This window comes from Sporomusa intestinalis, from assembly GCF_055383785.1.
The window spans coordinates 1,909,343-1,930,187 of the sequence record NZ_AP042390.1; the positions used below are offsets into that span (position 1 = coordinate 1,909,343).

Genomic DNA, 20,845 nt, shown 5'->3' on the forward strand with positions numbered 1-20,845 from the left:
GGGGACTGGAAGATGGAAGAGGCAATTAAGCTTGTCACCCCGCTGTCGGCTGCCCAAGCGCGTCAGCTTAAAGCCGGAGACTTGGTATTGATTAGCGGTACGATTTATACTGCCCGCGATGCCGCTCACAAACGGATGGTGGAAGCATTGGCTGCCGGCGAACAACTGCCGGTGGATTTTACAGATCAAATTATATACTATGTCGGCCCGGCGCCGGCTAAGCCCGGCCAGGCGATAGGCTCGGCCGGCCCCACTACCAGCGGCCGCATGGATGCCTATACCCCATGCATGCTGGACCAGGGGCTGCGCGGCATGATTGGCAAGGGCTACCGCTCGCCTGAGGTAGTGGCAGCGATGCAGCAGCATGGCGCCGTCTACTTCGCCGCCACCGGCGGGGCTGCCGCCCTGATCGCCAAAACCATTAAGAAATACGAAATCGTAGCCTATGAGGACCTTGGCCCGGAGGCCTTGTCCCGCCTGACGGTCGAAGATTTCCCGGCCATTGTCGTGATCGACAGCGAAGGGCGTAATTATTATACAGAAGGCCAGTCCAAGTACCGCGACCTGTAAAACTGCCGTTGGTGCCGGCCCCTGACAGGGCCGGCACCGGCTTAACACAGAAGGGCAAAAATGGCCAAAATCCTCGCTTGACAAACATTCTAATAATAAGTATAATATATTTTGTGACTACGGGGCGTGGCTCAGTTTGGTAGAGTACCTGGCTTGGGACCAGGGGGCCGCAGGTTCGAATCCTGCCGCTCCGACCACTTAATTTTGCGGGTGTAGCTCAATGGTAGAGCACTAGCCTTCCAAGCTAGCTACGAGGGTTCGATTCCCTTCACCCGCTCCATTTTATTTTCAACAATATAAAAAATGCGCCTGTAGCTCAGAGGATAGAGCAACCGCCTTCTAAGCGGTTGGCCGTAGGTTCGATTCCTACCAGGCGTGCCAGAGAAATTGAGGCTTCCGGGGAATCGGGAGCCTTTTGTTATGTAAAGACGGCCTTATATTGGGCGACAGATGACACTAGAATTTGCGCGTGAATGCCCTTTGCCGGCGCGACCTTGCTGCTTATGAAATTTTTTTTGCAAACTGATAATGGTGTATATTTTTTTCCCGAATCTAATTACTGCCAATGGCGAACCTTCGCCGATAGCCCGAGCATGACCGTCTCAAGAATTTTGCCCGGTATGGTATAATAAGAAAAGCAAAACACTTAGCAGCAAGGAGACTTAGCCATGACCTTAAGGCAGATCCATCTCGTTTTTGACACTGAGATTGGCGGCACCAAACCAGTGACCGTTGTTGATAACGGCCATAAATGCCCCTTTTGCTGCCGTGACGAACTTGAGGCCATCATAGCCGAAGACGGGCCGATACTCCTTATCGCCAATAAATACCCGGTGCTCCGGGACACTTTCCCGACTGTCCTCATCGAAACCGATGACTGCGCAGCCGAACTGTCGTTATATCCAAAGGACCACCTTCACCGGCTCATCCGTTTTGGCAGCAAGAATTGGCTAGACATGATCGCCGGCGGCGAATTCGCTTCGGTCCTGTTCTTTAAAAACCACGGCCCCTGCTCGGGCGGCAGTATTCGCCACCCCCACATGCAGATCATCGGCCTCCGCCACCTCGACTACACCATCAACATCCCCCCGGCCAGCCTCGAAGGAATTATCATCAACCGCGATGGCGGCGTTGAACTTGCCATCGCCGACAAGCCGCTGGTCGGCTTCGTTGAGCTCAACATCAAGCTCGCTGACCTCGAGCAAATTGACCGCCTGGCTGACTACCTGCAAATTTGCGCCCACTACTTCCTCAACCACTTCAACCGCCACTGTAATAGCTACAATATTTTCTTCTACCATATAGGCGGCCAGATAACTGCCAAGATTATGCCCCGGTTCGTTACCTCGCCCATCTACATAGGCTACGCCATCCCCCAGCTGTCCACCCGTATTCCCGACGTCGCTGCTGACCTCAAGCGAATATACGGATTATAATTTCAGTCGCAGTGAGCGCAGCCCCGGGCGGGGCTGTATCGCCTGTTTATTTAAATTAGATGGTGCGGTAGCTGAAATGGCTAATGGTTATATCCTAATCAGAAATACTGTCTTTAGCGGGAGCGCAATTGTGTTGACTTCTGAGGTAGGGGAAAACTCTGCAGATGGTTTTTTGTTTAGCCTGTTGGTGTTGCTGGTGGGAATATGGCTTTATCTGAAGATGAAAACCCCTGTGTATAGATAGACTGTCTGCAAGTGAGCAGGCAGTTTTTTTGTTGCCATGCTCTAAATGACAATTTGTGACATGGAAATTGTCATATAATTTAGTTAATAATTGTCTGAATTGTAATATTTTGCAGAACGAGGAGGCAAGCGAGAAGTGCAAAAAAGAGTACTGGTCTTACTAGCAGTAGCATTCTTGGTAATTTCTATCATAATAGGGGGTTGTGGCGAGGTGGAAAACCTGGCAATACCTGTTCAAAAATATCCCGAGAAGCCTATTACTGTGATTGTTCCCTACAGTCCTGGCGGTGGTCTGGATCTGACGGTACGTTCATTAGAAAAATTCGCTATTAAATATTTAGGACAACCTTTAGTCATTGTTAATAAACCCGGAAGCGCCGGCGCCATTGGCTGGAATGAAGCAGTAGTCGCACCGGCTGATGGCTACACCACGGGCGCAACTGCAATTGATATGCTATTATTGTCACTATACGACACTGGTAAATATAATTACGTAACAGCATTAAGCCCAATTGCCCAAGTCACAGCAGTGCCGATGCTGCTGGCAGTTCAGTCTGGTCAGCTCTATCAAACAACTAATGAGCTAGTTGAATATGTAAAACAACACCCAGGTCAAATAAAATTTGGTAATGCAGGCACCGGCTCATTTGCGCATGTTTTATGCGAGATGCTTAATCATGAGGCCGGAATTAACATTGAGCAAGTTCCTTTTTCTGGCGGGGGTGAGACAATACCTGCCTTATTAGGTGGTCATGTTCAGCTTATATTTATTAATCCCGTATCCATCAAAGAGCATGTAAAAAATGGCACAGTAAGAATTTTGGCCGTAACTGGTGAACACCGGATGACTGACCCGGTATTGGCCCATGTGCCAACTTTAAAAGAACAGGGCTTTGACATCACTATAGACAATTGGCAGGGAATCGCAGTTCCCAAAGAAACGCCGGCTGCAGTTAAAAATAAGCTGTCAGAAGGAATAAAGGCTATTATCAATGACCCTGAATTTAAAGCAAATATGGAGAAAGTCGGGAATCAGGTTGAATATCTAGGACCCGAAGCGTCTGCAGACAAATGGTTTGCTAACAGCCAACGGCTCAAACAAACTCTAGAAGAGTCCGGAATATTAGAGCAGATTAAAACCCAGAAAAAATAATAACTTAGCGACACTAGTCGAATACTCCGCCCTATTAATGATTTGTCTGAGTGGTAGTATTTTGCAGAACGAGGAGGCAAGCGTGTAGTGTGGAAAAGAGTACTGGTCTTACTAGCAGTAGCATCCTTGGTGGTTGCTATCATCATAGGTGGTTGTGGCGAGGTGGAAAAAGTAGCGATACCAGTTCCCCATGAAAACTATCCCGAGAAGCCCATTACTGTTATTGTTCCATTCAGTCCTGGCGGAGGTTTGGACTTGACGGCACGTTCATTAGAAAAATTAGCTATTAAGCATTTAGGACAACCATTGGCCATTATTAATAAGCCCGGTAGTGCTGGAGCACTTGGGTGGAACGAACTAGCAGGATCACCTTCAGATGGATATACCATAGGTGCAACTGCGGGAGAAATGCTATTATTGTCTCATTATGATTCAGGTAAATACAATTACATAACTGCATTAAGCCCGCTGGCGCAAATAACAACAGTGCCGATGCTGCTGGCGGTCAAGGCAGATCAGTCTTATCAAACACTGAATGACTTAGTTGAGTATGCGAAAAAGCATCCAGGGCAACTAAAGTTTGGCAACCATGGCATTGGATCATTTCCACATGTACTATGCGAAATGCTTAATCGTGATGCCGGGATTGATATTACACAAGTCCCTTTTTCCGGCGGGGGTGAGTCAGTACCGGCGTTATTAGGTGGTCATGTTCAACTAATATTTATTAATCCCGTATCTATCAAAGAGCATGTAAAAAATGGTACGGTAAAAATTTTAGCCGTAACCGGTGAACAACGTATGAATGATCCGGTGTTTTCTCAAGTTCCAACTTTTAGCGAACAAGGCTTTGACATTACTTTAACCGGCTGGCATGGAATCGCAGTCCCCAAAGAAACGCCGGTTGCGATAAAAAATAAGCTGGCCGCAGGGATCAAGGCTCTCATAAATGACCCGGAATTTAAGGAGAATATGGAGAGGGTCGGCAATCAGGTCGAATATTTAGGCCCTCAAGAGTCAATCGATAAATGGATTGCTGATAGCAAAAAGCTGCAGAAAATATTACAGGAAAGCGGTATCTTGGAGCAGATTAAAGCCCAGAAAAAATAATATTGTTCTTAGGAACAGCCGAGCGCACCGCTCTCATCCCTTCAGAGAGGGTGGACAGAACGAATGTTTCGTGTTGTACTTAAACGAAATGTATGTTCTGGCGGGGGTGGAAAATGGCAACGCGCTAGAGAGCTTAAGGCAAAAGGGTTTGCAACATGGGAACCGACCAAAGGCCGGACTATTTAATTGGTTAGTCTACGCTAAAAATGCTATTGCAGGATAGAATTTATAATATATCTTGCGGACACTGAGACCGTTGATACCCTGAAGGGCTTTGGCGCAAACCAAGTTCTTTCTTATGTTATCTAGCGTACAACATCCGGTTATGAAGAGCCTCTTAAATTTTGCAACGACATATACTGATTTTTTCAGAAACAAGTGTACTGTTTTCCGGAATTGCCTGCCTTATAAATAGTAAGTGAGGTTGAGACTCGGAACATTTTATGTATACATTATATTGACATCATTAAAACGGTATTATATAGTATATATAGTTATTTATAATCTATATTTTAACTGCTTAGCAAAAGCTTAAGGTTAAAATGATATGAATAGCGTACAGCTATACCTGGTTTGGGCAATTTAATAGTTAATGAATGAATTTAGTTGGTCAGTAGAAAACTGAAGGCTAAAGATGCTTTTTTTGTGCATCTTTAGCCTTTTTTATTTGTCCCTGCAATACAGCAGCGCTATAAAGTACATAGTCAACATAGACAAGCATGTGCCTTACTGTGCGGCAGGACCATGCTGCTGTTTTTATTACCGCTACGGACCGCACCGCATGGTGTGTTTGTAAAAAATATTAAAGGAGATGAGAGGTTTGGCTGAAAAAAAATTAAGAGTAGTAGTATTGTTGGTTGTTATGGTGATTTTTGGCACGCTAATCGCTGGCTGCTCCAATAGCAGTAAGAATACAGCAACTCAAGGTCAGCAGCAGACGGCTGAGAAAAAAGTGGTGGAATTCAATTACCCTGAACTGGTGTATTATGATTATATTTACCTGGCCGATGAATTGGGTTACTTTAAAGACGCCGGCGTACGCCCCAAATATGTGGGGAAAATTGCGACCGGGCAGGTTATTCCATCATTGGTAAGCGGTTCAATTGACGTGGCAACCCGCCATACGCCTGTAGTTATCGCCGCCATTGCCAGCGGTGCAGATATTAAGATTATTGCCGCCGGCAGTAAATCGACGCAACAGTGGCCCCATATGAAATATTTCGTCCGTGCTGATTCTGAAATTAAATCGGTTAATGAATTTGCTGACAAAACAATTGGTTTGAATAGTTTCGGGGCATGTTCTGAATATGTGACAAAAAAATACCTGAAAGACAACGGGGTTGATCCCAGCACGCTTAAATTCAAAACAGCACCGGAAGATCAGCAGGAAATACCTCTGTCCAGAGGCGATACCGATATTGCCATCATCCATCCACCCACTTCGGGACGTACAGCTGAAAGTCCTAATTTTAAAATGTTGTTTAGCGACTGGGATATTGATGGCGGCTTAAGCGGCATGTGCCCCTATTCAGTAAATGGCAAATTCCTTACAGAGCATCCAGAAGCAGTCAAGGAATTAATGGAGATTCTTATCAAGACTTCAAAATGGAATAATGAGCATCCGGAAGAAGCAAGGGCAATTATGGCTAAGCGTTTTAATATCAAGCCAAGTCAGGCAGAAATGTATGAGTTTTATGAAGATCAGCTTGTTCCGGAAAAAGAAGTACAGTATTGGATAGATAGATTAGTTGAAGAAAACAAGTTAAGTCCCGGGCAAGTAAAGCTTGAGCAGATTTATACAAATGAATACAATCCTAACTATGCAAAAGCCAAATAAATAGATGGGAGAGCGAAGTTATAATGATTAAAATACAGGCCAGCCAAGTTCAGCGCGAATTCCAAGTGAAAAACACCTCCGGAAAACAGGAAAAGCTGGTAGTTCTGGATAATTTCAACTTGCAGGTTCGTGAGGGAGAGTTCCTGTCGATATTGGGGCCAAGCGGCTGCGGGAAATCAACCTTTTTAAATATCTTGGCCGGCTTGGATAAGCATGATAATGGGCAGATTTTGGTGGACAATGAGCCGATAAAAGATAGAAGTTTTGATCGCGGCATGGTTTTTCAGGGATATGCCCTGTTGCCCTGGCGCACGGTGTTGGAAAATCTGGAAATAGGGCTTGAAATACGGGGTGTGGGCAAAAAAGAACGTAAGGCCCAGGCACAATACTACTTATCACTGGTAGGTTTATCACCGTTTGCCAATCAGTATCCACATCAATTATCGGGTGGGATGAAGCAGCGTGTTGCTATAGCACGCGTGCTTGCCTACCGGCCCGATCTTTTACTAATGGATGAACCGTTTGCTGCCTTAGATGCTCAAACACGGGAAACGCTGCAAATCGAATTAATCAGAATCTGGGAAGCCGACAAAAAGACCATTGTGTTTATAACCCATAGTATTGATGAGGCTATTTTGTTATCGGACCGTGTAGCGGTAATGACCGCCAGGCCAGGACATATAAAAGAAATTATCGATATTGATCTGCCGCGGCCCCGGACTGAGGAAATTCGTAATTCGTCTGAGTTTGTAAAAATCAGGCAATATGCCTGGAACCTGATCAAAGATGAGGTTACCAAAGCTCAGAAATTACAGCAAAGTACCGAAGTGGCTGTTCCTTTACCGCCAAAAGAGGATATAAACATTGCTTTGCAAAGGACAGGTGAGCGTAGTGAAAAAGTTGGCTGATTTTTTTAGTAACTCATTTGAAAAAACGATTGGCCTTATCCTTTTCATTGCGTTATGGGAGCTGGCGCCGCGCGTGGGTTGGGTAGATTCCACTTATCTCAGTCCGCCTTCAGCCGTATTGAAAGCACTGGCTGCGCTTTTTAAAACAGGGGCTTTGAGTAAACATCTATTGATAAGCCTGCAACGGGCCCTAATCGGTATGCTGGTTGCGGTCGCTTTTGGTACAATATTTGGCTTATTTATCGGATATTTCAAGCGCATAGAAAGCTTTTTGGATGCTTTGTTTCAGTCTTTCAGGCAAATGTCAGCTTTTGCATTGTTCCCTGTTTTTATTTTGTTGTTTGGTGTTGGTGAACTTTCCAAAACCATCATCATTTTTTGGGCATCCCTTTGGCCGATCCTGCTAAATACAATTAGCGGGGTTAAAAATGTAGATAAATTAGTAGTTCAGTCAGTGAAATCCATGGGAGCATCGCAAGGATTCATCTTCCTGAAAGTAATATTGCCTGCTGCTGCACCTGATATTTTTACCGGCATCAGGCTGGGAGGGTCCTACTGTGTAATGGCGCTGGTGGCCGCAGAAATGATTGGAGCCACAGCCGGCCTGGGATATTTAATCATGTACTCCCAGGAAACATTTAATATTGCGGAAATGTACGCAGGTATTGTGGGCTTGGCCGTCATGGGCTTGGGAATTAACTATGTGTTAAGGCTCATTGAAGGGGCGTTTACCACTTGGAAGCAGGGGACTTCGGTCGGAGAGTAAACAGAAAGAAGGAAGACGATGGCTATTAGTAAGAAAGTGCTGGAAGTCTTGCAGGAAAGAGAATCTGCGCATCATAATAAATACGCTGCCAAGCGGCAGGGAATATTCACAGACAGGGAGATAAAAAAGGCGCCGACACCCCGGACTAAAAAGCTGCTGGAGTTATATTACGCCACATTATCTTCTATTGATACTGAATTCTCCTACTGGTACACGCGGAAATGGGATGAACTTGACGGTGATATCCCTACTATAAAAAGGGCGGAGGCATTAAAAAGCGCCTTTTCGCATCTAACCCCTAACATTATTCCGGGAGAAAAACTGGTTATGCAAAAGACTAGTTTTTACCGGGGATCTTTTCCAATGCCCTGGGTTGCGGGCAGCTTTTTGCTGGAGGATGAGACGAAACCGGCAAATGCCAGTGCTGTCAGCAGTGGTGACAAGGTTATGGGTACCGGTGGCGGCAATGTGGTCAGCAATTTTGGCAAAGTCGTGTCGATTGCCGGTAAATTCGGTCTTAGGGAAGAAGAAGTACCGAGTCTGAAAAAGCTTGCCCGGACTTGGGTGGGTAAGTCGGTTGAGGCTTTGGGGCACAAGTATGAAGCCCTCATTCCTGATTATGAACTGAAACAAAAATTATTGAGTACAAAAATTTCGTTTGATGATAATGGTTATACACTGGTGCAGGGCAGAGAAACCATGAATTTTTACTTTCCTCTGCAATACGGCTTGGAAGGGGTTAAGCAATTAGCCATTGAGAGCAAGAATGCGGTAGCTGGCAAGGCCGATGGCGACGGTGTACTCGGGATGGACCGCTTTTACTATTATGAAGCGGTACGGCTGGTGATTGAAGGACTGCAAGCCTGGATATTGAATCATGCCAAACTGGCCAGAAAGCTGGCAGGCCGGACCGAATCGCCCGAACAAAAGCAGGAATATGCTGAAATTGCCGAATGCCTTGAGTGGATTGCCTATAATAAACCCAGGACGTTTAGGGAAGCATTTCAATTGATTCACACCTTGCATATTGGTGCCTCAAATGAAGATCCGATCTGTGGTGCGGCACCCGGCCGCATCGGCCAGGTGCTTTATCCTTGGTTTGAGCAGGATATTGAGGCTGGCCGTACAAATGAAGCGGAAGTTCTTGAACTTCTCCAATTGCACCGGGTTAAGGTGACTTGTATGGATATCTTTGCTTCGCCTAACATTGTTGGGGGCGCTAATTCCGGCAATACCTATAATAATGTTGCCGTTGGCGGCTTGAAAAAAGATGGGGGCTCGGCAGTCAATCGTCTGGAGCATCTTATTGTGGAAGCCGGTATCACCTGCAATACACCGCAGCCTACCTTGACCTGCTTATATGATGAAAAGCTGCCGGAAGATTTTCTGCTGCAATGCGTAGCTTGTAATAAAACCGGCGTAGGATATCCGGCATGGATAAATAACCGCAATTCGATAGATATATTGCTTAAACAGTTTGCTGAGGAAGGCATGACTGTGGATGATGCGCGGGCGATAGCCATTGGCGGCTGCCTGGCGATTGCACCAGGAGGCTTCCAGGAAGTAGAACTGAATGGAAAGAAATATGATATAACCGGCGGTGCAGGACTGACATCTCTAGGGGGAGTGGCTTCATTAGCCAATCCCAAGATTTTGGAATTGGTTTTAAACAACGGATTTGACCATAAAGCAGGAATTCAGGTATATGAACCGCACAATAAAAAATTGGCAACATATGAACAATTATTTGCCCAGTTTCAGGAATACTTCGATAAGACCTGCTCTGTGCTGGTGCGTTTCAACAATATTCATCATGATATTGCCAGAAAAAATAATATGTCCATCCTCAATTCCTTTATGAAACCTGACTGCCTCACCCTAGGGCGGCATAACGGACAGGCCGGCTACCGTTATAATGGCACCATGATGGTGGTGAACTGCGGTACAGGTACGTTAATCAATTCGCTGGCAGCCATCAAAAAGCTGGTGTATGATGAACAAAAATATACGCTGCAGCAATTGACAGCAGCACTTGTAAATAATTTCGGCTTTAAAACCGCCGAGGAGATCGGCAGTTTTTCGCTGACAGAACAACAAAAGCGTGCTGGTGTCGACCAGTATGACGTAATTTACCAGGATTGCCTGAAAGCACCTAAATATGGCAACGATGACTGGTATGTGGATCAAATCTTGGCTGATTATGAAAAATGGCTATGCAAGGCAGTACACAATTATGAGTCGCTGTATGGCCGGAAATTGCAGGCGGGACAGTTTATTACCGCCCATCATGGCCCGCAGGGGATGTAACGCTGGCCACTGCAGACGGCAGGTTGTCAGGAACCACTTATTCTGATGCCTCCATGTCGGCTTATCCTGGCACAGACAAAAATGGTCCTTATGCCCTGTTTAGCTCAGCCACTGTCTGGGACCATAGTGACTCGCAGAGCTCGCAAATGAATTTGAAGCTTCATCCTGCCGCGGTGGCGGGACAGGAAGGTTCCCGCAAACTGCTGGAGCTGACCCGGGCTTATATGCGCAAGGGTGGACAGCATATCCAGTATAATGTAGTTGATTCAGATGTGCTTAAGGATGCACAGCAGCAGCCCGAGAAATACCGGGACTTACTGGTGCGCGTAGCAGGCTTTACCCAGTACTGGTGTGAACTTAGCAAGCCCATTCAGGATGAAGTGGTCGCCAGAACCGAATATGAAGGAGTATCATAGTATGGCAGCGTTATTAGAAAAGCATAATGACTGTGAAAATTTTGCCCCGGTAGACGTTACCAAAGGTATTTGCCGCTTAACAAATGAGTTGGTGCTGATTGATTCCCCGGTTTGCGTAAAGTTTGCGGCCATCCCCAGATGCCGCGGCTGCAGCTTTTTTCGGCATCCTGATAAGGAAGGCATTGGCACCTGCACCGGGCTGCAAAAAGAATATTGGACGGCAGCGAATTATAGTGCAGCCTTATGCCAAGGCTATGTCGGGAAATAGTGCCGCCCGTCTCGTCGTCAGCTCTCGTGGCTAGCCAGGCAGGGTTGGTCTTTGCTATTCAAAGTTATTCGGTGCATGACGGCCCGGGGTGCCGGACTACGGTTTTTCTTGCCGGCTGTTTTTTGCAATGCCCATGGTGCGCAAATCCGGAAAGCTGGGATCTGCAAGAAAAAATAATGTTCGCTAAGTCCAAGTGCCAGTGTCAAAAGGGCTGCAGGCGATGTGCAACGGCTTGTGAAAAACGGGGAATAAGTGCCGCTGAGGCAGGTTATCCAGCAGTAGATTGGCAAAAGTGCCGGCAGTGCACAGATTTTGGATGCGCCGCTGCCTGCCCTGTGGAAGCGTTAAAAGTCTGTGGCAAGCGATATACGCCTAATGAGCTGATGCGCATTATTAATCGGGATAGAAATTTCTGGGGGCCGGCAGGCGGTGTTACTTTTAGCGGCGGCGAACCCTTTTACCAACAGGATTTTTTGGCTGAAATGGTGACAAGGTGCCACGAAGCAAATATCCATACTGCCATTGAAACAACGGCTCATGTGCAGACCGCAGTGTTTCTGAACATAATGAGTTATATTGATTTTGCTTTTATCGATGTTAAAAATATGGATTCGGACCGGCACCGCGAACAGACGGGAGTTGGCAATGGGCTGATCCGGCGCAATATTGCCGCGTTGGTGAAAAATGACTGGCCGGGAAGGCTGGTGCTTAGAATGCCGATCATTCAGGGATTTAACGACAGCATAGGCAACATTACCGCAACTGCCGCGTTCATGGATGAGCTGGGCTTATACGAAATAAACATTTTGCCTTTTCACCGTTTGGGTAATTCTAAATGGGAGCAGTTGGGCAAGCATTACGCCTACAAAGATTATGCGGCTACGCCGCAACAAAAGCTGGAAGAATTGCAAAGTATCTTCTTGAACCGGAAAATTGTTTGTTATATCGGCAGTGATACTGCTTTTTAGGCTATTTATGTATGAAAAAGGGTTAGGATTGCAGGCCGGCACGCTTAATCCCTTTAGCTATACACACGCCAGGCTGCTGTTAAATTTGTAGTATTTATTGTTAGGAAGGTGTTATGATGCAGATTAGCAAACAACAGATTGCCAAATATGCTAAACGTTTGGGAGCTAGTTTGGTTGGTTTCGCTCCGGCATCGCGGTGGGATGAATATAATGAAGTGGAAGAAAATTACCGTCCGGCGTCTATTTGGCCTGAGACAAACACTGTGATTGTTTTGGGTGTGCCTGTGCTGTTGCCGATTATTGAGACGACACCGTCCATCAATTACGTGGAATTATACAGTACCAGTAATATTTTACTTGACCAAATTGCTTATCGCCTGTCAGTTTATTTAACTGAAAAAGGCCATGGATCCATTTTTTTGCCCCGTGATGCTTATGGTGATATTCAGATATTGCTAAAAAAACCAGTAGCAGCTTTTAGTCATGTGTTTGCGGGTAAATACGCCGGCCTGGGTACGATTGGCTATAGTCATGTACTGTTGAATAAACAATATGGACCCCGCGTGCGTTATGTTTCAGTTTTTACAAACTTAGAGCTTAAACCGGACGACGTGCTGGAAAAGGACGTGTGCACTAAATGCCGTGTATGTCAGAAACTTTGTCCGACGCAGGCCTTTACAACTTGCGAAGACCGGATTATTGCTATAATGAATAAGGATGCTTGCGCGCAGCATCATGCGCAGCTGCGGGCGGAACACCGCTACCCCTGTGGCGTATGTGTCAAAGTCTGTCCGGTAGGGGAAGACCGAAAAGTGTTTAACAGCACTGACATCAGTCTGTATTTGCAAGAGAAAGAGGCTATTAGTAACAATCCGGAGCATCCGGACTATAGAAGATGGGTACATATCCGTCAGCATGGTTCGGATGGCGAGCGGATAGTTTGAACAATTCAAAATATGACCTCAGCCTTGCGATATTCCGAGGCTGAGGTCATTATTTTTACCGTGCTGGCCCGCAAGCGGTGATATAACCTGAGTTTTGCAACATAGCAAATTAGCGCAAAGAAAACAATATGCTGCCTCTCTCCGGGAGCATATGGCCGTTTGTTGTCGTTGTCAGCAGCCTGTTTCACGGTCTGCAGGTAGTTCTTAGTAACCTGAATTAATAGGTTTCCATACTCTAAATGACAATTTATTACACGGGAATTAGTATATAATTTGGTTAATGGCTGTCTGAATTGTAGTATTCTGCAGAACGAGGAGGTAAGCGTGGCGTGCGGAAAAGAGTACTGGTCTTACTGGCAGTAGCATCCTTGGTGGTTTCTATCATCATAGGTGGTTGTGGCGAGGTGGAAAAAGTAGCGATACCAGTTCCCCAGGAAAAATATCCCGAGAAGCCCATTACGGTAATTGTTCCATTCAGTCCTGGCGGAGGTTTGGACCTGACGGCACGTTCATTAGAAAAATTAGCTATTAAGCATTTAGGACAACCTCTAGCCATTATTAATAAACCAGGGGCTGCTGGCGCGCTTGGCTGGAACGGACTGGCAGAATCACCGGCAGATGGCTATACCGCAGGTTCGACTTCGGGTGAAATGCTATTATTGTCCCTTTACGGTTCAGGCAAATATAATTATGTAACCGCCTTGAGCCCGATTGCGCAAATATCATCAGTACCTATGCTGCTGGCAGTCCCGGCAGACCAGCCTTATCAAACGCTGGATGACTTAATAGAGTATGCCAAAAAACACCCGAACAAACTAAAGTTTGGCAATGCAGGTACAGGTTCATTTGCGCATATTTTATGCGAGATGCTTAATTATGAGGCCGGAATTAGCATTGAGCAAGTTCCTTTTTCCGGCGGGGGTGAGATGATATCTGCACTGCTAGGCGGCCATGTTCAAATTACATTTATTAATCCTGTATCCATCAAGGAGCATGTAAAAAAAGGCACAGTAAAAATCCTTGCCGTAACGAGTGCACACCGCCTGGCTGATCCGGTATTTGCCCCTGTGCCAACTTTTAAAGAGCTAGGCATTGACATTACTATAGATAACTGGCATGGAATCGCAGTCCCCAAAGAAACGCCGGTTGCGATAAAAAATAAGCTGGCCGCAGGGATCAAGGCTCTCATAAATGACCCGGAATTTAAGGAGAATATGGAGAGGGTCGGCAATCAGGTCGAATATTTAGGCCCCCAAGAGTCAACCGATAAATGGATTGCTGATAGCCAGAAGTTAGAGAAAACATTGCAAGAAAGCGGTATATTGGAGCAGATTAAAGCTCAGAAAAAATAATAGCCTATGGACACTACTCGGATACGCCGCCCTCATCCTTCCGGGTAGGGTGGCTTTTTAATTATACCTTTAATAGGTTTCAGGCCTGCTCAGGCCTGAAATAAAAAACGCCGCCCTGCGATTCGCAGCTTAAAGCCAGCGCCGCAGCGGTAGAAAGCTTAATCCGGCCGCTTAGCAAATTGTAGCTTCGGAAAACCGAGGCTTTTTTATTTTCAAGGCATCAAAAAAGCTCTTTCGTCATAGACTGTAATATTCTTTGTTTTGGAGGGGTAGTATGCTTTTACATTTTGTATATGCCATGATGGCTGTCGGGGTTATTACTTTAGGTTCTTTGATTTATATGTATTATAAGCTGCCTTGAGTTAGCCCCCGGGAACCCGAGGGCTTTTCAAGTAGGGATTTATTCAGGAAAAATTTCTTCAGTGCATATAATTTAGTGAAGCAGGGAATGCCTTGCCATCATTGGCGTGTTGATTATATTTCAGACTTTATTTCCAAAGCCTCAAATATTTTTTTAGTCACTAGACCAGTAGCCTCAAGCCCTTTATCAGCCTGAAATTGCTTTACCGCTTTATCCGTATTGGCTCCAAACAAACCATCAGCCCGGTCGGTTAAATATCCAAGCTCTTTTAGCCTAAGCTGAAGGAGAACCACATCCTGGCCTGCCATATTCTGCTTAAGTGTCCGGGAAAAATTAATCTTGGCCCCCTCAATTTTTACCGTTGTATTGATGGGAACCCATTCAAACAACTCTTCCACATCTTTATTGCGCATCCGAATGCAGCCATGACTGGCAAAAGAGCCGATTGACCAGGGCTTATTGGTCCCATGAATACCATAAGTACCCCAAGGGACATTTAAGCCCATCCAGCGTGAGCCAAATCCTGTTCCCCAGTTATAATCCTTCCAGACAATAGTCCATTCACCGATGGGCGTTGGCGTCTCTTTTTTACCCACAGCCACTCGATATACTTTATACACAGAACCATCATTATATAATTCTAGCATCCGGGAGGCTACATTAATTTTCATGCTGACATTGCCGTTGGGAGGTATTGTCGGCTGATTAGGTAGTGCAGCCAGATCCAATTCATCTATATAATCAAGCACCCAAAAACTGGCCAGCAGAGCTACAAAGATCAGTGAGCTGACTCCCAGGTAAAAGTGTTTTTTCCGTAGAAATAAAGAAATATTCCACACACATACCACACCCCTAGTAATTGATTGAGATATTTTAACTATATGGTAGCAAGTATTAAAACATGTCTATAATGTTACCGCCGGGTTATATCCGAACAAGAGGTAAATAACTCTGAATTTAAGGAAAATAGCGGAAATCAAGCAGAATATTTAGGTTTTCAGTCCGCGGCCAAATGGATTGCTGACAGACAAAAGCTACAGCCAACATTGCCGGCAAGCGACAGGTTAGAACAGATTAAGCCCGGAAAAAATAACTTATCGGCACTAGGCGAATACGCTGCCCTCGTCCTCGCCGGATAGGGTGGCTTTTTCAAAAAAAAAGTAAAAGTGACTCAAAAGAACCGTCCCCGTGAGTCAGCCGGCATATTTTATGTGTTGACTTAGCCTAAGTTATATGATAAGTTTTAGTCATAGATTTAGTAAAATTCTTGAAAGCTTGTCAATAATGTCTAGTGAGGCATAAGCAATGAGGCTGTAATTATTGCTTGTGCTTTTTGTTTTTGGCAAAGGTTGCGGCAGGGAATTCAATGATTTGTCTCGAAAGGAGCGAAGCATATGCAACAAATGGAACGGCCTCTGCTTTATTTTGCTTACGGTATTAACCTCAATTCGCAGCAGCTGCAGCGGAAGTGCTCGTATTTTCAAAAGGTAGCCAATTCTCGGCTGCCAGGCTACAGAATGGATTTTTTTGAGTATTCCCCTGTATGGGACGGCGCTATGGCGACGCTTGTTCCTGATTCGCAGTCAGAGGTATGGGGCGTTCTTTACCGGCTGACCGACTACAGCTGGGATGAACTGGACAATTGTGAGGATGCCCGGCTGGATGGTACGGGCGCCTATTTCCGCTATCCGGTTGAAGTCCTTAGTAATGATGGTATTACCAGGCTGTCGATGCTTTATCTCAAGAGCCGGTTGGGAAAAGCCACACTCGCCAGTGCCGAGTATATGGCGCTGGTGCTGCAAGGGGCAGCGGAGCAGGGCTTGCCCGCTTCGTACCTTGAAAAACTGCAGGCAATCCCGACAAAACCTGCTTCGTATCCGGTGCCAAGGCGGCCCGCTTATGAGCGCAGCGGTTGCAGCCCGACAGGGTGCGAGGCTTGCGGGGCCGGTTGTGACGGCAGTCCTGCCTGATATAGATACAGCCATTGCCGGTCAAGCCGGCCATTTCCTGCAGAACGGGATGGTCGGCTGACGATTGTCAGAGCAGGCGCCGGCAAGTGGCCGTAAATATCTGCGGCGGGCTGCAAGCTGCCCTTCTTCAGGCCAGGCATGGTAAGCCAGTGTAAAAGCGCCTGGTGCACCGGTGTAACCGCTCAGCCGGCTTTTTTTACAAATGGTAAGGAAGTGAATGTATGCAACAATGGATAAGTACGCTTATTAAAGACTATGTAAGTGCGTATTCACGGCAAAACGGCTGCAAAAGCGAGTGGCAGGAGCCGCTGGTCGGGTTCGTCAGTGCTGCTGATGAGCGGTTTGCCGGCCTGAAAGAAAGTGTCAGCCCCACGCATGCATTGCCGGGCGACCTTCTGTCTGATGCCCGCACGGTGATTGTCTATTTTTTACCTTTTGTTGAGCCTATAGTGGCCAGCAATATTCAGGGGACGGCATGTTCCTACGAATGGGCGGCGGCGTACATAGAAACCAACAAGCTCATTTTTGATCTTAACACCTATTTGCACAGGCAGCTGAGCCAGCAAGGCCATGCAAGCTGTATTATTCCGGCCACCCATAATTTTGACAAAGAAAAACTGATCAGCGACTGGTCCCATCGGCATATTGCCAATTTGGCCGGTTTGGGCACATTTGGCCTGAATAATATGCTGATAACGGAAAAAGGCTGCTGCGGACGGGTTGGCAGTCTGATTACCAACGCCGTCGTGGAACCTACGCAGCCGTTTGGCCAGGAAAACTGTCTGTACAAACACGGGGGCCTGTGCCAAAAATGTATCAACCAGTGCCCGGAGCAGGCACTGACCTTAGCCGGGTTTGACCGTCATAAATGTTATTCGGCCAAATGCCTTGAAAATGCTAAAATTTACAGCGAACTGGGTATGGCCGATGCCTGTGGCAAATGCCTGGTTAATGTTCCCTGCTCTAAACGTAATCCGGCCCGGAGACTGTCTAGTATTATTTAATTCATATCAGTTGGACATGTCTGTCGATAGTTTAATTGCCGACCCTTGATACACGGCAACAGATTGGTTATACTGGAATTACAAAGGGGGGATGGCTGGAAGTGGATGGTATTCGCTGTAAATGTCCTACTTTCATCATTGAATATGCAATGGCTTAAAAAGCTCCTGTGGTCTGACTTCACGATGGTTATAGTGGCCGCGCTGTATTTCCTTACCCGCACACCGAGAGAGAGTCAATTGCAGGTTATAGCAGATACGGTAATCGTTGCCGCGTTGCTTGTTATCGGTATAAAATGGGCGCTAAAGAAGGGGCGGCCGTGAATTACTGTTTTTATGACCAAGACGCTCTGCCGGCGTTTAGCGGGAATGGAAATAAGTGGCCCACAAGAACCGGCCCCCTGAGTCTGGAAGATTGACAGCTTAAGCAGTTGGTGCTAATATATTTTTAATAAAAAGCTGATTGGAAAACCAAAGGCTCGATTTTTTTCCCTTGGAAAAAATCGAGCCTTTCTATTTTTAAATCAGCTAAATTTAATTCTATTGCTATTTAAATTAAAGGAGCTGGAGAAAATGACGAGGATTCTAACAAGCGAACAACAGTATTTTTTGGAAAAAGCATTGGCAAAAGGGGCTGAGCATGCTGTCATCTTTGATATCAATGATATTGAATTTGATTCCCGTACGTTTCTGAAATGTCGCTATGGCTGTGCCAAATATGGACATGGTCATTTGTGCCCTTCAGCGGAAAACTTTTTAAAGCCCTGGGAATACGAGCAGATATTCAGAAGGTACAAATGGGGGGTGATTATTCATTCACCTGTGGACAAGATTGCTCAGGATGTTTCCTATGAACTTGAACTGGAAGCCTTTTTCCGGGGCTACCATCTTGCTTTTTCGCTGAGTAATTGTGCTCTTTGTGCCGAATGTCTCGGCTTTCAGAAAAAACCATGTGCCAATACTGTCAAGACCCGGCCGGAATTCCATTCTGTCGGCATTGATGTGTATAAAACCGTGCACAAATTTGGCCTGCCGCTGCAGCCATTGAAAACAACGGCGGAAAAGCCTGATTGGTATTCGGCTGTTTTTGTGGAATAGTACAAAAATCGGGCTGTGCCTGTACCAAGCCTGTTCGGCTGGGCCCAGGCACAGTTGTTTTTTCATGAGTAATTAGCTCCTGCCCGCACTTTCTGAAACTAAGACAATATTCAGGACAACGCACGGCAAGAAGTGACTCAAGAGAACCGTCCCCGTGAGTCACCCGTGAGTCATGCAGGGCAGCACCGTCGCCAACTTTTTTTCAGGGGGAAATCAAAAAGCACATGCGCGATTTTTTATCCTACACATGTGCTTGGCTTGATGGGCTAAATCCCGCTTGTTTCCGGGGATTTGCAAGGAAGCTCAGGGGCTATTTCGTTTGCTTGATATCAATGAACGGGGTTGCTCCCCCTGTGACGGAAGGCATTTTGCCATCCCATTTCTCAATGGCCCGCATTTGTGTTTCTATTCTTCTTAATTCAATCAATTCCTGCGTAACCTCTTGTTTTTGCAGGCGCAGGGATTCAGCCTCCGCTTTGGCCCGTTCAATTGTTTGCTGGGACTCAACTTCGATCCGCTGCAGGTCAAGTTTCGCTTTTAAGGCGTTTTGTTCGGCGATCTGTTTTTGCTCAATGGCATTATTGTATTCTGCACTAAACTTGAACTCGGTAATGTTGATTTCGTCAAGTGCGATATAGTAGGTTGACAGCTTGGCGGCCAGGGTTTCCTTGACCTTGGCGCTGACCTCGGACCGTTTGGAAATCAGTTCTTCCGCGGTGTACTGGGCGGCAACGGCTTTAACGGCTTCGCCGATAGCCGGGGCCACGATGCGGTCTTCATAGGCCAACCCGACATTTTGGTAAAGCTTGTTGACCTCGTCCGGCACCAGGTGAAAGTTTACGGCAATCGTGGTGGTCACAGTTTGCAGGTCCCGGGAAGCGGCAGTCTGATCTGACTGGGCCTTGCCAACCCGCACGTCAACGGGAATCACTTTTTGGACGAACGGCATTTTAAAATGGAGTCCTTCATTCAAGACCAGCGGCTGCACTGCCCCCAGCTGGAGTACGATACCGCGGGTACCGGCTTGGACAATAACAACCGCGTTGAAAGCCAGGAACAGGAGAATAATTCCCGCTAACGCCAGCGGAATTAATACCTTAGTCACCTTTTCGCCAGGTTTGAGATTCATTTTTATTACATTATCTTTGTCCATTATTCAGCCTCCTTAATAAATTTTGTTTCCCCAATTATAACAGCATTATGCAGAATATGCAAAAAGTTCTGCTGTTTTATGCAAAAATTATTCTTGAACACCAATAAGGCAGGCTAAAAATGCATAAACGAGGCTAGCGGCTGTGTTAGGGCCATGCTAAAATAACAATTTTTTACAGTGGGATTGTCCTGTAATGTACATTAGCAGCAGTAGCATTGTGGAAAGTTGGTAAAATATTGCCGAACAGGGGGAGGAAAGATCATGCGGCCGTTTCAGCTGTCACGGTGGGGGCGGTTTTGGCTTATAATCGCCCTTTTCTGCCGGCAACTGCCTTTTAATGCTATAATTAGGGTAAATAAAAGAAATTCTCAATTGGAGGCAGTTATGGAATTATTAAAATCAATGGGGTATTTTGTTCTTGCCGGCTTATTTGAAATTGGCGGCGGCTATTTGATCTGGCTCTGGCTGCGGGAGGGAAAAGGGATTACCTATGCCATTGCGGGGGCGGTGATACTGATTATGTATGGCGTGATTCCCACCCTCCAGCCGGCCAATTTTGGCCGGGTTTACGCCGCCTATGGCGGTGTGTTCGTCGTCCTGTCCATTTTATGGGGCTGGGGTATAGATAAGGTTGCCCCGGATAAATTTGATCTGATCGGCGGCTTTATTTCGTTAATTGGGGTATTGATTATCATGTACTGGCCCCGATAAGTCCGGACAAAAGCTAAGCGGCGATAAGTGAACGCCTGTAAGGAAAATAAAGTCTTTCCAGTAAATCTTTAACAAACCTTTACGTTGCGCCAGCCCGGCTTTGCTATAATTAGTATGACAAATCAATCTGGCAAAGTATTGTTAATATCAAAAATGTCCAAGGCTTAAAGGACGCCGTCGTTTCTGCCTTACGCAATGCAGGCGCCAAAGGAAATTTGGCCTCATACAGTAATTCAGACCGGGATTTATTAGGATAATTAATCCCCCCGGGCC

Annotated in this window: 20 protein-coding genes and 3 tRNA genes; 21 read left to right on the top strand and 2 right to left on the bottom strand. The window is 46.2% G+C overall.

Annotated elements, in window-relative coordinates:
- Positions 1–12 precede the first annotated feature (12 nt).
- The 16 genes from ACZ481_RS08600 (at position 13) to ACZ481_RS08675 (ending at position 14,278) form a co-directional block, all read left to right on the top strand.
- The gene (locus ACZ481_RS08600; RefSeq protein WP_464769738.1) at positions 13–570 is read left to right on the top strand and encodes a Fe-S-containing hydro-lyase; all 558 of its coding nucleotides are present in this window, start codon (positions 13–15) and stop codon (positions 568–570) included.
- Positions 571–690: 120 nt separating this feature from the next.
- Positions 691–767 (top strand) — tRNA-Pro (locus ACZ481_RS08605).
- A 9-nt stretch (positions 768–776) separates the two neighbouring features.
- Positions 777–850 (top strand) — tRNA-Gly (locus ACZ481_RS08610).
- Between the two features lie 25 nt (positions 851–875).
- A tRNA-Arg gene (locus tag ACZ481_RS08615) sits at positions 876–951 on the top strand.
- Positions 952–1,238: 287 nt separating this feature from the next.
- Complete coding sequence (locus ACZ481_RS08620) at positions 1,239–2,006, top strand: DUF4931 domain-containing protein (RefSeq protein ID WP_464769739.1); 768 nt, start codon at positions 1,239–1,241, stop codon at positions 2,004–2,006.
- 454 nt (positions 2,007–2,460) lie between these two features.
- Positions 2,461–3,402 carry a Bug family tripartite tricarboxylate transporter substrate binding protein gene (locus ACZ481_RS08625; protein ID WP_464770599.1) on the top strand — a complete coding sequence of 314 codons (942 nt, stop codon included), beginning with the start codon at positions 2,461–2,463 and terminating at the stop codon, positions 3,400–3,402.
- Between the two features lie 162 nt (positions 3,403–3,564).
- Positions 3,565–4,512 carry a Bug family tripartite tricarboxylate transporter substrate binding protein gene (locus ACZ481_RS08630; protein WP_464770600.1) on the top strand — a complete coding sequence of 316 codons (948 nt, stop codon included), beginning with the start codon at positions 3,565–3,567 and terminating at the stop codon, positions 4,510–4,512.
- Positions 4,513–5,332: 820 nt separating this feature from the next.
- Positions 5,333–6,349 (top strand): ABC transporter substrate-binding protein, encoded by a 1,017-nt coding sequence (locus ACZ481_RS08635; RefSeq protein WP_464769740.1) that lies wholly within the window; start codon positions 5,333–5,335, stop codon positions 6,347–6,349.
- A 23-nt stretch (positions 6,350–6,372) separates the two neighbouring features.
- Positions 6,373–7,257, top strand: a complete 885-nt coding sequence (locus tag ACZ481_RS08640; protein ID WP_464769741.1) for an ABC transporter ATP-binding protein — start codon at positions 6,373–6,375, stop codon at positions 7,255–7,257.
- Positions 7,241–8,023: an ABC transporter permease gene (locus ACZ481_RS08645; protein ID WP_464769742.1), complete on the top strand. Its 783-nt coding sequence runs from the start codon at positions 7,241–7,243 to the stop codon at positions 8,021–8,023. Before ACZ481_RS08640 ends, ACZ481_RS08645 begins: the two co-directional genes overlap by 17 nt.
- Before the next feature lie 18 nt (positions 8,024–8,041).
- The gene (locus ACZ481_RS08650; protein WP_464769743.1) at positions 8,042–10,330 is read left to right on the top strand and encodes a pyruvate formate lyase family protein; all 2,289 of its coding nucleotides are present in this window, start codon (positions 8,042–8,044) and stop codon (positions 10,328–10,330) included.
- Between the two features lie 53 nt (positions 10,331–10,383).
- Positions 10,384–10,746, top strand: coding sequence for a glycine radical domain-containing protein (locus tag ACZ481_RS08655; protein ID WP_464769744.1), 363 nt, complete (start codon positions 10,384–10,386; stop codon positions 10,744–10,746).
- 1 nt (position 10,747) lies between these two features.
- Positions 10,748–11,014 (top strand): 4-hydroxyphenylacetate decarboxylase small subunit, encoded by a 267-nt coding sequence (gene hpdC, locus ACZ481_RS08660; protein WP_464769745.1) that lies wholly within the window; start codon positions 10,748–10,750, stop codon positions 11,012–11,014.
- Positions 10,990–11,982, top strand: coding sequence for a 4-hydroxyphenylacetate decarboxylase activase (gene hpdA, locus ACZ481_RS08665; RefSeq protein ID WP_464769746.1), 993 nt, complete (start codon positions 10,990–10,992; stop codon positions 11,980–11,982). Before hpdC ends, hpdA begins: the two co-directional genes overlap by 25 nt.
- 113 nt (positions 11,983–12,095) lie before the next feature.
- On the top strand, positions 12,096–12,926 hold the full coding sequence (locus ACZ481_RS08670; protein WP_464769747.1) for a 4Fe-4S binding protein: 831 nt from the start codon (positions 12,096–12,098) through the stop codon (positions 12,924–12,926).
- Between the two features lie 404 nt (positions 12,927–13,330).
- Positions 13,331–14,278 (top strand): Bug family tripartite tricarboxylate transporter substrate binding protein, encoded by a 948-nt coding sequence (locus ACZ481_RS08675; protein ID WP_464769748.1) that lies wholly within the window; start codon positions 13,331–13,333, stop codon positions 14,276–14,278.
- 474 nt (positions 14,279–14,752) lie between these two features.
- Here ACZ481_RS08675 and ACZ481_RS08680 read toward each other — a convergent pair whose 3' ends face one another.
- A complete protein-coding gene (locus ACZ481_RS08680) occupies positions 14,753–15,478 on the bottom strand; it encodes a L,D-transpeptidase family protein (RefSeq protein WP_464769749.1) in 726 nt (241 codons plus the stop codon).
- A 555-nt stretch (positions 15,479–16,033) separates the two neighbouring features.
- Between ACZ481_RS08680 and ACZ481_RS08685 the strand changes: the two genes are divergently transcribed.
- From ACZ481_RS08685 to ACZ481_RS08700, 4 genes are all read left to right on the top strand, one after another.
- The gene (locus tag ACZ481_RS08685) at positions 16,034–16,609 is read left to right on the top strand and encodes a gamma-glutamylcyclotransferase family protein (RefSeq protein WP_464769750.1); all 576 of its coding nucleotides are present in this window, start codon (positions 16,034–16,036) and stop codon (positions 16,607–16,609) included.
- Between the two features lie 221 nt (positions 16,610–16,830).
- Positions 16,831–17,613, top strand: a complete 783-nt coding sequence (locus ACZ481_RS08690; protein ID WP_464769751.1) for an epoxyqueuosine reductase — start codon at positions 16,831–16,833, stop codon at positions 17,611–17,613.
- Between the two features lie 138 nt (positions 17,614–17,751).
- Entirely contained in the window at positions 17,752–17,934 is a 183-nt protein-coding gene (locus ACZ481_RS08695; RefSeq protein WP_464769752.1) for a hypothetical protein, read from the top strand.
- A gap of 249 nt (positions 17,935–18,183) precedes the next feature.
- Positions 18,184–18,708 (top strand): DUF2284 domain-containing protein, encoded by a 525-nt coding sequence (locus ACZ481_RS08700; RefSeq protein ID WP_464769753.1) that lies wholly within the window; start codon positions 18,184–18,186, stop codon positions 18,706–18,708.
- Between the two features lie 310 nt (positions 18,709–19,018).
- Here ACZ481_RS08700 and ACZ481_RS08705 read toward each other — a convergent pair whose 3' ends face one another.
- Entirely contained in the window at positions 19,019–19,861 is an 843-nt protein-coding gene (locus ACZ481_RS08705) for a prohibitin family protein (protein ID WP_464769754.1), read from the bottom strand.
- Positions 19,862–20,245: 384 nt separating this feature from the next.
- On the opposite strand from ACZ481_RS08705, the gene ACZ481_RS08710 reads away from it, so the two are divergent.
- Positions 20,246–20,572 carry a YnfA family protein gene (locus ACZ481_RS08710; RefSeq protein WP_464769755.1) on the top strand — a complete coding sequence of 109 codons (327 nt, stop codon included), beginning with the start codon at positions 20,246–20,248 and terminating at the stop codon, positions 20,570–20,572.
- Positions 20,573–20,845: the final 273 nt, after the last annotated feature.

Coding starts and splice junctions, on each gene's coding strand:
- ACZ481_RS08670 (WP_464769747.1), top strand. CDS start 12,096: ATGATGCAGATTAGCAAACAACAGATTGCCAAATATGCTAAACGTTTG.
- ACZ481_RS08620 (WP_464769739.1), top strand. CDS start 1,239: ATGACCTTAAGGCAGATCCATCTCGTTTTTGACACTGAGATTGGCGGC.
- hpdC (WP_464769745.1), top strand. CDS start 10,748: ATGGCAGCGTTATTAGAAAAGCATAATGACTGTGAAAATTTTGCCCCG.
- ACZ481_RS08690 (WP_464769751.1), top strand. CDS start 16,831: ATGCAACAATGGATAAGTACGCTTATTAAAGACTATGTAAGTGCGTAT.
- ACZ481_RS08655 (WP_464769744.1), top strand. CDS start 10,384: ATGTCGGCTTATCCTGGCACAGACAAAAATGGTCCTTATGCCCTGTTT.
- ACZ481_RS08700 (WP_464769753.1), top strand. CDS start 18,184: ATGACGAGGATTCTAACAAGCGAACAACAGTATTTTTTGGAAAAAGCA.
- ACZ481_RS08640 (WP_464769741.1), top strand. CDS start 6,373: ATGATTAAAATACAGGCCAGCCAAGTTCAGCGCGAATTCCAAGTGAAA.
- ACZ481_RS08705 (WP_464769754.1), bottom strand. CDS start 19,861: ATGGACAAAGATAATGTAATAAAAATGAATCTCAAACCTGGCGAAAAG.
- ACZ481_RS08710 (WP_464769755.1), top strand. CDS start 20,246: ATGGAATTATTAAAATCAATGGGGTATTTTGTTCTTGCCGGCTTATTT.
- ACZ481_RS08600 (WP_464769738.1), top strand. CDS start 13: ATGGAAGAGGCAATTAAGCTTGTCACCCCGCTGTCGGCTGCCCAAGCG.
- ACZ481_RS08685 (WP_464769750.1), top strand. CDS start 16,034: ATGCAACAAATGGAACGGCCTCTGCTTTATTTTGCTTACGGTATTAAC.
- hpdA (WP_464769746.1), top strand. CDS start 10,990: ATGCCAAGGCTATGTCGGGAAATAGTGCCGCCCGTCTCGTCGTCAGCT.
- ACZ481_RS08650 (WP_464769743.1), top strand. CDS start 8,042: ATGGCTATTAGTAAGAAAGTGCTGGAAGTCTTGCAGGAAAGAGAATCT.